This window comes from Arthrobacter sp. 05L44 (assembly GCF_056397605.1).
Genome location: NZ_JBFTNS010000001.1, coordinates 198833 through 211604, shown reverse-complemented (window position 1 = coordinate 211604; position 12772 = coordinate 198833). Strand labels below are relative to the sequence as shown.

The window sequence follows — 12772 nt, the reverse complement described above, 5'->3', positions numbered from 1 at the left end:
ATGGACATCCAGAACCACTACTACGGCCACTCTGCCGTTTTCGCCCTGTACTGCGGCTCCCGCAGGCTCCGCCACGTCTCCGGCCTCATCCAGCACGGCTGGACGGTCAGCAGCCCGGTAACGGCCCAGTTCGGCGATTTCGCCAGCTGGGGCCCGGCCCGGCGCCGGCTGTCCTGGACCAGCTCCTCCCGGGGCTGGAGCCCGGAAGATGCCGGCAACTTCTTCAGCGACGGCACCCCCATGCTGGACGCCATCGGTGCGCCGTACCTCTACCTTCTCGACGCTGCCCGCGCCGAGGGCGCCGTTCCGGAGCGGTCCGACCGTACCCTGGTGCTCCCGCTCCACGGGACGGCGCTGCTCAAGGTGGACGGTGACCACGGCGCGTACGCGCGGATGGTCCGGGAGAAAGAGGGCCCGGCCACGGTGTGCCTCCACATCGACGACCTGCACAACGCCGAGATCCTGGACGCCTGGCGCTCGGCCGGCCACGACGTGGTCAGCGCCGGGGACCGCCGCGACCCGCAGTTCATCGGCCGCATTCTGTGGATGATGTCCGTGGCCAAACGGGTGGTGTCCAACCGGTTGTCGACGTCCATCATGTACGCCGCCGTCAGCGGGGCCGACGTCGCCATTTATGGGCCGGACTTCCGGCTGGGCGCCAACGCCGCCGCGGACCCGGGCCTGGTCATGCGGGACCTGTGGCCGGAATTCTACGAGGAATCAACGCCCCAGCACGTCCTGACCTCGATCGCCGAGGCCGAGCTGGGCCGCGGCGACATGCGCGCCCCGCACGACTTGTCCCGGCTGCTCGGCTGGGACACCCACACCGTGGTCCCGTTCCTGGAGTACTGGGCCAGCGGCCCGCTGACCAAGGCCCAGACCGTCCTGGGCCTGAAGAAGGTCCCCGAGGGTGCGCACGCCACGGAGAAGGGCCTCTCGCCGTGGCACTGGATCAAGCACCCGCTGCAGCACCTGCCCTCGCCGCTGCCGAAGCTGCCGGCGATGGCGGCCGTGGAGCCCCTGCGGCCCTAGGGCCCAGGAAACACTGACGCCGCGCGGCGGCTGGACGGCCTGGTTACCAGGCGCTCCAGCCGCCGTCGACGGCGATGGTCTGGCCCGTGACATAGCGTGACGCGTCCGACGCCAGCCACGCTACGACGCCGCGGAAATCGTCCTCGGTAGCCATCCGGCCCAGCGGCGTGAGCTTCTCGTAGCGCTCCGTGAAGGCGCTGTCCTGTCCGCGGGCGATGCCCCCGGGGGCGAACGCGTTGACCCTGATGCGGGGCGCCAGCACGGTGGAGAGGTAACGCGTCAACTGGACGATGCCACCCTTGGTCGCACCATAGGCGGCCGGGTTGCCCATCCGGGTTCCCTCGTAGAGGCCCATGTTCGGGGCGACAATGCCGTAGATCGAGGACACATTGACGATCGAGGCCCCCTCGCTCTCGGCCAGCTTCGGCGCCAGCCTCCGCGCGAGGGAAAACGGCGCCCGCAGGTTCAGGGAGGACGCGAGCTCGAACGCCTCATCGGTTTGCTCATCGAACGGCACCGCGTAGCCCGGGACGCCGGAGGTTCCGGTGAACGCCGCATTGTTCACCAGGATGTCCAGCGGACCCTCGATGGCCTCGACCAGTTTGCGGGTGCCGTCGGTTTCCAGCAGGTTCGAGGCGATCCCGCGGGCTGCCACCCCGTGGCGGTCCTGCAGGCCGGCGGCAACGTCCTTGCAGGCCTGTTCGTGGATGTCGGAGATGATGATGTCTGCGCCCTGTGCGGCCAGGGCATCAGCCAGGACACTTCCCAGCGGACCGGCGCCGCCGGTTACCAGGGCGGTCCGGCCGGCCAGGGAAAAGAGGTTCTGCGGGCTGTTCATACGGTCGGGTCCTGTTCCAGGGATGCACGGGAGGAAGTGTCGGCCCCGTTGTAGCCGGGGAGCGGGGCCAGTCCGGCCGAGACCACGGCTTCGACCAGCAGGAACTCGTTCTCGTCGTCGATGCTGAACGCGTGCGTCTCCGGAATCTCGGCGTAACCGTGGCGGCCCTCGTCGAACCAGCTCTTCTCGAGCCGGCGGATGAATTCGGCCCGCCACACGTAGAAGCTGCCGTTGATCCGCAGGAACCGGGACACATCCTGGCGCCGAACCACGCCGGTGCCTTCGGCGAAGTAGCGCTGGAGTTCGATCCCGCCTTCGTGCTGCGGTTTGACGCCCACCCAGGTGGGGTTGAAGAAGGGTTCGGACACGGCCACGACGCCGTCCAGCTCGCTGCTGCTGCTCAGGGTCCCGATGGCCTCGTTGACGCTCTCGGGCGTACGGGTGGGGCTGGTGGGGTCCAGCAATAGGACCATGTCATACGTGGTGCCGTCGAGGGCCTCCATGGTCTCGAGCGCGTGCCGGAGGACCACGCTCATCGGCGCGGTGTCGCTGGCGAGGTCGGCAGGGCGGAGGAAGGGGACCTCGGCGCCGGCGACGCGGGCGGCGTCGGCAATTTCCTGGTCATCCGTGGACACGATGCACCGGACGTTCTCACCCAGCAGCGCCGCAAGTGCCACACTGTGGGCCAGCAGGGGTTTGCCCATCAGCGGCCGGATGTTCTTGCCGGGCAGTCCCTTGGAGCCTCCCCGGGCGGGAATGACTGCAAGGACCCGGGGCGCTGACGCTATTTCGTTCATTGTTATTTCTCAACCTCGTCGTGTGATCGCAATGGTTCTGGGCCGGATTGCGGTATCACCACAGTACCTTTTCAGTTCCGCCGGCCGCCGAGGCCAGCCTGGCCGCGTCGCAGATCGCCACTGCCAGCAGGCCTTCGCCCAGCCCGGCGGGCGAGAACAGTTCCATGGAGCGTCCCTGCACGTTGCCGGCCCGTTCCAGCACGGCCAGTGACTGGCGGGCCAGCACGACGTCGACGTCGGCATCCTCCGGGAAGACGGCGCTGACCGGCCCGGCGGGACCCTGGTCTGCGGAGGCGGCCCAGTCCAGGGTCACCTCGTTCCGGACGACGTCCCACACGAGGGCACCCTGGTCGGTGGTGATCCGGATGCTGCGTGTCTTGACCGGCGTCACATAGTCGAGCCGCAGGTGCACGCAGGGTCCGTCGCCCCACAGCATGTCGGCCGACTCCTCGGCTTCGATGCCGAGAATTCCCTCACCGAGGGTGGCCTTGACCGAGGCCGGGGCGCCGAGGAGCAGGGCGGGGTAGTCGATGTCGTGGACCAGGTCGCGCAGGACGCCGCCGTCGTCCTTCCGGGCCGAATAGCTGCTCCGGAAGTCCCGGCCGGGCCGCCAGTCCGGCAGCCACGACTGGGAGAGCACCTGGGCGCTGGTCACACGGCCAAGGCGCGGCAGGACCTCCGCCGCCAGCGCCAGGCCCTGGTGGAAACGCAGGGGTGCGCTGACTGTGATGGTGTTGGCCCGGGGATGGTCCCGCAGGACGCGGGCCTCCTCGGCGGACGGGGCCACGGGCTTTTCCAGCAGGATGGAGGCGGGGGAGCGCTCCAGCGCCTCAATGGTGTCGGCGACGTGCCGGTTGGTCTCGGTGGCGATGATGACCAGGTCCAGGGGTTCCTCCGGGTAGCCCCGCACCAGCTGCACGGAGTCCGGGTAATCCGCGTTGCGGGCCGCCCCGGGCGTTGCCGGCCGTACGGGCCACGCAAAAAGTTCCTGGACCCCCAGACGGTGCAGCACCCGCAGGTGCCTGGCCCCGATGGAACCGGTTCCGCGGACCAGGGCGCGCAGGGGACGGTCCGCCGCGGTCAGTGCGGCAGGCGTCGGGACGCTCGCCATCACCTTAGAATCGTCCAAGTATGATGAAAAGGTCATCTGGCAACTCTATTCTCAAAGGCGCTGCGACTATAAATGGATGGGCAATTCCCGAAGGAAACGGCATGGCTCATCATCGGCGCCTCAGGCCATGGACGGAGCCTGGCCTCCATCATCCGGGGACGCGGCGAGCGGGTAGCCGCCCTCAGTGACCGCGCCTTCGGGGCCCCGGACGCCGCCGGCGCCGCGCCAGGGCCGGGCCTCGCCGCCTTCACCGGCCGCGACGGCGCAGCGCCTGCCTGTTTCGCGGACGACGGTGAAGCGCTCGAGTACGCGGCGCGGGAGTCCTTGGCGATCGCGATCGGGATAGGCGAGAACGCAATCCGGTCCAAAATCGCCGACGCCATCCTTGCCGAGCCGCGGTTTGCGGCGCTGGCCGTACCGCTGGTCGCCGGCAGCGCCACCGTGGACAGAACCGCCGTCCTGGGCGCCCTCAGCCAGGTCTGCGAGCACGCCCACGTTGGCCCGCTGGCCCGCGTCGGCGACGCCGCCGTGATCAACACGAGTGCCGTCGTCGAGCACGAGGCCGTCGTCGGGGCCGGTTCGCACATCGCCCCGGGAGCGGTCCTCCTGGGGGCTGCCGTCACCGGAACCCAGGTGTTCGTGGGCTCGGGAGGCCGCATCCTGCCGGGCATCGCCGTCGGTGATTTCGCGGTCCTGGGGGCCGGGGCCGTGGCGACCCGGCCGCTGGCCGGTATGACAACATATGTGGGAGTGCCCGCACAGCCACTTGTATCTACGAAAGGTCCAGCCAATTGACTCATGACCCGATTTCCACTTCCGTAACTTTTGGCAGCCACCGCATCGGCCCTTCCGAAGAAATCTTCATCATCGCCGAGGCCGGCGTAAACCACGACGGCGACGTGGCCGTGGCCCACGAACTCATCGACCTGGCTGCCGACACGGGTGCGAACGCGGTCAAGTTCCAGACCTTCAAGCCCGAGGCCCTGGTCACCGGGTCGGCGGACACCACCCCGTACCAGAAGGCTGCAGGTTTCTCGGAATCACAGTCCGAAATGCTGAACCGACTCACCCTGCCGGAGTCCGCGTGGGCGGAACTGCGGGACCACAGCAGCGAGCGCGGCATCACGTTCCTCTCGACGCCCTTCGACTACGACAGCGCCCTGATGCTCGCCGAACTGGGCGTCCCCGGGCTAAAGATCGGCTCCGGAGAGCTCACCAATACCCCGTACCTCGCCGCGATCGCCGAGTTCGGCATCCCGATGATTGTCTCCACCGGCATGGGCACCCGCGAGGAAATCGCCGCCGCCCTCGAAGCGACGGCCAAGGCCCCGGCCACGGTGCTGCTGCACTGCGTCTCCGCCTACCCGGCCCCGCTGGAAGAAGCCAACCTTCGGGCTATCCCGGCGCTGCGCCAGGAATTCGGCGTCGAGGTCGGCTGGTCGGACCACACCCCGGGGTCGGTGACGGCTATTGCCGCCACGGCGCTCGGCTCCACCTTGCTGGAAAAGCACATCACCACCGACAAGACCCGGAACGGCCCGGATCACGCCGCGTCCCTCGAGCGGGCTGAGTTCGCCGACTACGTGCGCTTCGTCCGCGAGGCGCACCTGGCCCTGGGCGACGGCAACAAGCGCCGGATGCCCAGCGAGGAAGCCAACGCCGCCCTGGTGCGCCGTTCCTTCCACGCTGTCCGCGATATCCCCGCGGGGGCTGTCATCACGGCCGACGACGTCGCGATCCTGCGCCCCGAAGGCGGCCTGTCTCCGGCTGCCCTGGTGGTCGGCCAGCAGGCGGCGCGCGCCGTGGCTGCAGGCTCCGCCGTGACGGCTGCGGACCTCTCCTGAGATGAAGGTTCTTGCTTTCGCCGGAACCCGGGCGGATCTTTTTCCGCTGGGCCCGGTGCTGGTAGCCCTGGCTGCCGATAGCGCTGTAGGCCTGCACGTGGCAACTGCCATCGGGTTCCCCGACGGCACGGCGCTGGACCGGCTCACCGAAGCGGGGCTGGCGCCGGAGTCGTTCGAGCACCACGAACTGGGGCTGTACCTGGCGGACCCGTCCGCCGAACGCCAGGCGCTGACCGGTGCCGCGCTGTCCGCGGGCATGGCGGAGCTGCTCGCCGCGGTGCGTCCGGACGCGTTTGTGGTCCTGGGGGACCGGTGGGAACTGCTCTACGTCCTGCCGCCCGTGGTGATCAACGGCATCCGGCTCATCCACCTGCACGGCGGCGAGGTCACCGAAGGGGCCCTCGACGAGCGGGTCCGGCACGCGGTGACCAAACTGGCTGACCAGCATTGCGTCAGCACCGCCCAGGCGGCCCGGCGGGTCGCCCAACTGGGTGAGTCCGCCGAGCGGATCCACCAGACCGGGGCGCCCGGGCTGGACCGCTTCGCCCACCCCGTTCCACTGAGCGAGGAAGAATTCGAGGCCGAGTTCGGGGTCCCGCTCGTTCAGCCGCTGGTGATGGCCACCTACCATCCCCCCACCGCGGAGATGGCCACCAACGCCGGCGAGCTGGCCCGCACCGTCTTCGACGAAACGCTCAGCCAGGCGGGCACTGCGATCCTGACCTACCCCGGGTTCGACGCCGGCCGGGAAGACATCATTGCCGTCCTCGGGGAGATCCGGGACCGCAACCTTCCGGGTGTGATCATCCGCGAAAGCCTTGGCCCGCTCTACCCCCGCGTCATGGCCACGGTGCGGGCGCTGGTGGGGAATTCCTCCTCGGGAATCCTCGAAGCGGCGTCCTTCCACGTGCCCGTGGTGAACGTCGGCGACCGGCAGCGCGGGCGCGAGTACGGGGCCAACGTACTGCAGTGCCGGGATGATCGAAACGAGATCCACGCTAGTATTGAGAAGGCTTTGAGCGCGCAGTTCCACCTGATGTGCCGTAGCGTGGTCAACCCGTACGGGGATTCCCACTCCGCCGAGCCAATCGAACGCGTGATTGTGGGGAGCCCTGCCACGGGCCTGACCAAGGCTTTTGTTGACTTACCGCTGGAGAGTTGAATCTATGACCATTGAGGGACCGTTGAGTAACGTCTGCGTCGGCCCGGGCGCCACCGTGCGCCAGGCGCTGGAAGCAATCGACCGCGGCGCTTCTGCCATCGCGCTGGTCACCGACGACGGCCTCCTTCGCGGTGTTATCACGGACGGGGACATCCGCCGCGGCCTGCTCAGCGGCGCCCAGCTCGATTCCCCGGCACTGACCTTCGCCAACGTGGAACCGCACGTGGTCCGGCCCGAAGCCACCCGCGCCTCGGTGCTGGACCTGATGCGCAGCCTGCGGATCAGCGAGGTGCCGGTCGTGGACGCAGCGGGAACGCTCGTCGGGCTGCACACCCTGAACGACATCGTTGGGCGCAAGCCGCTCAGCAACATCGCCGTGATCATGGCCGGCGGCAAGGGCACCCGGCTCGGTGCCCTGACCAAGGACACCCCGAAGCCGCTGATGACCGTCGCGGACCGCACCATCATCGAGTGGATCATCCTCGGCCTGGTCGAGTCCGGCATCACCAACATCTACGTGTCCGTCGCGTACTTGGCGGAGAAGATCAAAGACCACCTCGGCGACGGCTCCCAGCTTGGCTGCAAAATCAGCTACCTCTACGAGGACCCGGCGACTCCATTGAACACCGCAGGCGCCCTCGGACTGCTCCACCACGAGGTCCCGGATATCTCCGAGCCGGTCATCGTGACCAACGCCGACCTGATGGTCCGGTACTCCGCGGCGGACCTGCTGGCCTTCCACTCCTCCAAGGACGCGGCTGTCACCGTCGCGGCCCGCCCCTACACCCACCAGGTTCCCTTCGGGGTGCTGGAAATCGGCGAGGGACGGTCTATCAGTGCCGTGGTGGAAAAGCCGACCATCGAATTCGAAATCAGCACCGGCATTTACGCCGTCTCCCCGGAGGCCCTGGCGATGGTGCCCTACATGAAACCGTTCTCCATGCCCGACCTCGTCAAGGCATGCATCGACGACACCAAAAACGTGGCCGCATGGCCCATTGAGTCCGACTGGATTGATGTCGGAACCCCCAAAGACCTAGCAACAGCGAAAGGCCAGTGATAGCCGTGAACTACCAGGACATTAAAGGCAAGACAGTGGTCGTTACCGGCGCCGATGGCTTCATCGGCAGCCACGTCACCCAGCGCCTCATCGCCGAGGGAGCGAACGTCCGCGCCCTCTGCGTCTACAACTCCAACGGCTCCTACGGCTGGCTGGATGACCTGAGCCCGGCCGAGCGCGACGCCGTCGACCTCCAGCTCGGCGACATCCGTGACGCCGAGTTCGTCTCCGACCTGGTCAAGGGCTCCGACGTCGTCCTCCACCTCGCCGCCCTGATCGCCATCCCGTACTCCTACCAGGCGCCCCGCTCCTACGTGGAGACGAACGTCGTCGGAACCCTGAACGTCCTCGAGGGCGTCCGCCGGCACGGCGTCGGCCGCCTGGTCAACACCTCCACGTCCGAGGTCTACGGCACCCCCAAGACCGTGCCGATCACCATCGAGAACGAACTCCGCGGCCAGTCGCCGTACAGCGCCACGAAGATCGCCGCCGACAAGCTGTGCGAGGCCTGGGCCAGCTCCTTCGAGACGCCGGTGATGGTCCTGCGCCCGTTCAACACCTACGGACCCCGCCAGTCGGCCCGCGCCGTCATCCCCACCGTGCTCCAGCAGATGGTCGGCGGCGCCGAAAAGATTCACCTCGGCTCGCTGACCCCGCGCCGCGACTTCACGTTCGTTACCGACACCGCGGACGGCTTCTTCAAGGCCGCGACGGCGGACATCCCGCTGCAGGGCCAGGTCATCCAGCTCGGCACCGGCCACGACGTCACCATCGGTGAACTCGTGGAAATGTCCGCCAAGGTCACCGGCTCGACGGCGGAAATCATCACCCAGGACGAGCGCGTCCGTCCCGAGGCCAGCGAAGTCATGCGCCTGCTCTCGGACCCGTCGCAGGCTCTCGCCGAACTCGGCTGGGCTCCCCAGGTCAGCCTCGAGGAAGGCCTCCGCCAGACCGCCGAGTGGATCCAGGCCCGCGGCGTTGACGCGTCCGCAGCCGCGAAGTACGCCCGCTAAACATCCGCCAGAAAGGCACACCGTGACGCGAGTCCCCCTAGCCATCCCGAACATCGGCGCCCGCGAGGCCGAGCTGATGAACGAGGCCATCAGCTCAGGTTTCGTCTCCTCCGTGGGGCGGTTCGTGAGCGAGTTCGAAACCCGCTTCGCCGAATACGTCGGCGCCAAGTACGCCGTCGCCTGCGCCTCGGGCACGGCCGCGCTGCACATCGCCATGCGGCTGGCCGACATCCAGCCGGGGGACATGGTGGCGGTCTCGGACTTCACCTTTATGGCCAGCTCCAACGCCGCGTCCTACCAGTTCGCTGAACTGCTCCTAGTCGACTCCGACGCCGAATCATGGTGCATGGACGTCGACCTGCTGCGCAAGGAAATGGAACGCCGGAAGGCCGCGGGGGAGAAGCTGCCCAAGGCCATCGAGATCGTCCACATCCTCGGCCAGCCGGCCGACGTCGCCGCCGTCGTGGAGCTCGCCCGCGAGTACGGCATCATCGTGATCGAGGATGCGGCCGAGGCGCTCGGGGCGACCTGGACGTCCGGGCCGCTGGCAGGCCGTCACGTCGGAACCGTCGGCGACATGGGCGCGTTCTCCTTCAACGGGAACAAGATCATGACCACCGGCGGCGGCGGAATGTTCACCACCGACGACGAGGAATTGGCCCGCCGCGCCAAGCACCTCTCCACCCAGGCGCGTATGCCGGACCGCGGGTACCTGCACGATGAGATCGGCTTCAACTATCGGCTGACCAACATCGCTGCCGCCCTCGGCGTCGCCCAGCTCGAACGCCTCGACGACTTCGTGGCCGCCAAGCGCGCCGTCGCGAAGCGTTACAACGACGCCTTCGCCGGCACCGCCATCCAGACGCCTCCCACCCTGCCCGGGCAGGAGTCCACCTACTGGCTCTACTCCATCCAGGTGCCCGCCGAACGCGGCCCGGGTGCCCGGGACGAGCTCCAGGACTTCCTGGCAGAGGCCGGGATCGAATCCCGGTCCCTGTGGCGGCCCCTGCACATGCAGCCGCCGCTGAAGAACGAACCGCTGGTCGGCGGGACCGTCGGCGAGGATCTCTTCGCGCGGGGACTGTCCCTGCCGTGCTCGACCGACCTCACGGAAGCTGACCAGAAGCGCGTGATTGACCGGGTCCACGAATGGCTTCAGCTCAACGGTGGATAACGTAACCGGCGGCGCCGACCGCACCGGGGCAGCCGAGCCGGCTTCCCGGACGGGACGCAACTCGGTTCTCTACCTGGCCGGGGCCCTGATGCAGGGCCTAGGCGTTTTCCTCGTCCAGCCTTTCGCGCTCCACGTCCTGAACAGCGACACCAAGTGGCAGGAACTGTTCCTCTCCGTCTCGGTGATCCAGGTTGGTGTGGTCTTGGCCGCGGCCGGTCTGCCGCTGGCCATCACCAAGGCCTGGTTCGATCCCGACGGGCCGGTGAAGGCCCGCTCCATCAGCGGGCTGCTGACCCTCGGGGGAATACTCCTTGGCTCCGTGGCCGCGGCCATCTACTGGGTCGCGGCCGGGCCAGGCCACTCCGTGAGCTTCGTGCTGGCGCTGGTGGCGATGGGACTGCAGTCGGCGGTGCTGGCCGCGCAGGCCATCCTGCGAGCGCAGGGCCGGGCCATTATGTTCGTCGTCCTGAGCCTGTGCTCATCGATGGCCGCGTACATCGGCGGCCTGGTGGCCATGCTGGTGTTTGGCGCGGAACCGGAAATCTTCATGGCGGGCTACGGCCTGCTGGTGCTCCTCAGCGCCGTGCTCTCCGTCGGTGTCGCCAGGCCGGCGTCGCCGTTCGCGCACCGGGGCGCGGTCAAGGAAGCGCTGGCGATCGGGCTGCCCGTTCTTCCCCACACCGGTGCACTGATGCTGCTGACCCAGGGCGCGGCGTTCCTGCTGGCCGCCACCGCCGCCAACGGCGTCTCCGGTGACTACGGCAAAGTCCAGATCTTCATCCTCGGAACGGTGACCCTCCTCGGCGCCCTGAACAACGCCTGGGTTCCCGCGCTGATGTCCGTCCGCGGGGATGCCCGCGTCGCCAAAATGCGGTCGACCATGACGACGGCGAGCCTGGCCGTGCTGGCGATCATCGTCGTCGCCGCCGCCGGAGCCAACCTCGTCACGCACGTGATGGCCGGCGGCAAGGAAAGCCTGATCCCCGTGGCCCAGATCATGCCCCTGATCGGGCTGGGCTACGTCCTCTACCTCAACGCCTCAACCCTTCTCTTCGCCGACAACGCCACCTGGTGGCTGTCGGTGGTCACCCCGTCCGTGCTCGGCATCGGCGTCCTGCTGGCGCTGTGGCCGGCCATGCACGGGGACCTCGTCGGGATGGCCGCGGCATCGGTCCTGACCTTCTTCCTGCTGGGCTGTGCCTACTTTGTGGTCGCACGACGGCGGGCCGCCGGGGGATGGGCGCCGAAGGTATACGCAGCCGCCTGTGTGGCCGCCCTGGCCTACGTGGCTGTCCTCCTGGCCCTGCCCCGCGATATCCTGACAGGCGTGCTCACTGTCGCCGTCGTCGGTGTGGCCCTCGCCGCAGCCGCCATCATCTGGCGCCTCCGTGCCCGCCGCGCCGCCACAGCACCCCAGAGCGGAAGGGGACAAGTACTTGACTGATGCAACGCCGGTCATCGACCGTACCGGAGCGCCGTCGGCCAAGCCCGCCGGTCCCATTATCTTCTTCGACTTCGCCCGCGGTATTTCGGCGCAGGCCGTTGTGCTGGGCCATGCCCTGAACATCTTCGTGCCGGGCATCTTTATGGTGCCCGGGCAGAGGGTCTTCTACATGCAGTCCTTCGCCGTCATCATCTTCTTCGTGCTGTCCGGCTTCCTCATCACCAGCGCACTGTTGAAGAAAAAATCCCAGCCGTCGTTCACTTTCGGGTCATACCTCATCGACCGGATCGCCCGGGTTGTCTACCCGCTGCTCCCGGCCGTCCTGCTGATCACCGTCTTCGACTTCCTCTTCTTCCACGGCTCCACCAAGCTGCCGTTCATCCGGGTCATCCTCAACCCGCAGACGATCGCYGGAAACTTCCTGCTCCTCTTCAACCACCCGATCCTGGCGGAACTGGCGCCCCGGCTGCACATGCCGTGGCTCAGCGTGGACCCGGTCGGGTCGGCTGCGCCGCTGTGGTCAGTGGTGGCCGAGTGGTGGATCTACGTCGCGTTCGGGCTGCTCGCCTTTATCGCCATCCGCCGGTTGAAGCCGGGCGTTGGCAGCATCGCGTTGCTGGTGTTCGCCATCGCCGTGCCCCTCGGCTACATGGCGAAGGGCGGGTACGAGTCCCTCGCCTGGATCATCGGAATGCTCTATGCCCTGGCCGCCACGCATCTCCGGAAGCTGCCTGGTGTGTTCCATGCACTGATCGCGCTGACGGCGACGGCGGGGTTCCTGGCCGCCCTCTACTACGGCGACCAGAACCTGCATGCGGCCAGCTGCATCGGCACCGCATCAGTTGCCTTCTGCCACCTGTATTTCTGGCAGTCCGGACGTAAGAAACCCGTCACGGCCCAGGCCGCGGACGCAGTGGTGCCGGCAGAGGCGTCAGCGGCAGCGCAGCCCGGCTGGCGGTGGGCCGGCAGCCAGTGGTTCAACCGGCTCAGTGTGTTCCTGTCCAGCTTCAGCTACTCGCTGTACCTGATCCACTTCTCGGTCATCACGTACCTGTGGAGCGTCCTGCACACCCACCTCAGTGCCTGGCAGCTGATTCCGCTGGCGCTGGTGGTCAGCAACGTCCTGGCGTACGGCTACTTCCTGCTCGTCGAGCGGCATTTCCACAAGGTAGGCAAGTTCCTCAAAGCCCGCATCCTGCGCTAGCCCTCGGCCGGCGGTAACAAGACGGCAATCAGCATCGAGGCGTCTTCAACCTAGGTATTATTCACCTGGGTGATTTGCCATCGCCCGGATCTT

At 67.8% G+C, this 12772-nt stretch carries 12 protein-coding genes; 9 read left to right on the top strand and 3 right to left on the bottom strand.

The window, feature by feature from the left end; translation table 11 throughout:
- Positions 1–1032, top strand: a complete 1032-nt coding sequence (locus AC1DHY_RS00990; protein ID WP_476903033.1) for a hypothetical protein — start codon at positions 1–3, stop codon at positions 1030–1032.
- 43 nt (positions 1033–1075) lie between these two features.
- On the opposite strand, the gene AC1DHY_RS00985 is transcribed toward AC1DHY_RS00990, so the two are convergent.
- From AC1DHY_RS00985 to AC1DHY_RS00975, 3 genes are read right to left on the bottom strand one after another with little or no spacing between them, the layout of a single operon-like run.
- Positions 1076–1870, bottom strand: a complete 795-nt coding sequence (locus AC1DHY_RS00985; RefSeq protein ID WP_476878882.1) for an SDR family oxidoreductase — start codon at positions 1868–1870, stop codon at positions 1076–1078.
- A complete protein-coding gene (locus AC1DHY_RS00980; RefSeq protein ID WP_476878883.1) occupies positions 1867–2667 on the bottom strand; it encodes an acylneuraminate cytidylyltransferase family protein in 801 nt (266 codons plus the stop codon). Before AC1DHY_RS00980 ends, AC1DHY_RS00985 begins: the two co-directional genes overlap by 4 nt.
- A 55-nt stretch (positions 2668–2722) precedes the next feature.
- Positions 2723–3814: a Gfo/Idh/MocA family protein gene (locus AC1DHY_RS00975; protein ID WP_476878884.1), complete on the bottom strand. Its 1092-nt coding sequence runs from the start codon at positions 3812–3814 to the stop codon at positions 2723–2725.
- Positions 3815–3850: 36 nt separating this feature from the next.
- Between AC1DHY_RS00975 and AC1DHY_RS00970 the strand changes: the two genes are divergently transcribed.
- The 8 genes from AC1DHY_RS00970 to AC1DHY_RS00935 are packed head-to-tail and all read left to right on the top strand — an operon-like array spanning position 3851 to position 12679.
- Positions 3851–4573, top strand: a complete 723-nt coding sequence (locus AC1DHY_RS00970) for an LbetaH domain-containing protein (protein ID WP_476878885.1) — start codon at positions 3851–3853, stop codon at positions 4571–4573.
- Complete coding sequence (locus tag AC1DHY_RS00965; protein WP_476903032.1) at positions 4570–5622, top strand: N-acetylneuraminate synthase family protein; 1053 nt, start codon at positions 4570–4572, stop codon at positions 5620–5622. Before AC1DHY_RS00970 ends, AC1DHY_RS00965 begins: the two co-directional genes overlap by 4 nt.
- Before the next feature lies 1 nt (position 5623).
- A complete protein-coding gene (neuC, locus tag AC1DHY_RS00960; RefSeq protein ID WP_476903031.1) occupies positions 5624–6784 on the top strand; it encodes a UDP-N-acetylglucosamine 2-epimerase in 1161 nt (386 codons plus the stop codon).
- Between the two features lie 4 nt (positions 6785–6788).
- Positions 6789–7844: a sugar phosphate nucleotidyltransferase gene (locus AC1DHY_RS00955; protein WP_476878888.1), complete on the top strand. Its 1056-nt coding sequence runs from the start codon at positions 6789–6791 to the stop codon at positions 7842–7844.
- Positions 7845–7849: 5 nt separating this feature from the next.
- The gene (locus AC1DHY_RS00950; protein ID WP_476878889.1) at positions 7850–8857 is read left to right on the top strand and encodes an SDR family NAD(P)-dependent oxidoreductase; all 1008 of its coding nucleotides are present in this window, start codon (positions 7850–7852) and stop codon (positions 8855–8857) included.
- A 22-nt stretch (positions 8858–8879) separates the two neighbouring features.
- Positions 8880–10031 (top strand): aminotransferase class I/II-fold pyridoxal phosphate-dependent enzyme, encoded by a 1152-nt coding sequence (locus AC1DHY_RS00945; protein WP_476903030.1) that lies wholly within the window; start codon positions 8880–8882, stop codon positions 10029–10031.
- A complete protein-coding gene (locus AC1DHY_RS00940; RefSeq protein ID WP_476878891.1) occupies positions 10024–11475 on the top strand; it encodes a lipopolysaccharide biosynthesis protein in 1452 nt (483 codons plus the stop codon). The genes AC1DHY_RS00945 and AC1DHY_RS00940 overlap by 8 nt, the downstream gene beginning before the upstream one ends.
- On the top strand, positions 11468–12679 hold the full coding sequence (locus AC1DHY_RS00935) for an acyltransferase family protein (protein WP_476878892.1): 1212 nt from the start codon (positions 11468–11470) through the stop codon (positions 12677–12679). Before AC1DHY_RS00940 ends, AC1DHY_RS00935 begins: the two co-directional genes overlap by 8 nt.
- Positions 12680–12772: the final 93 nt, after the last annotated feature.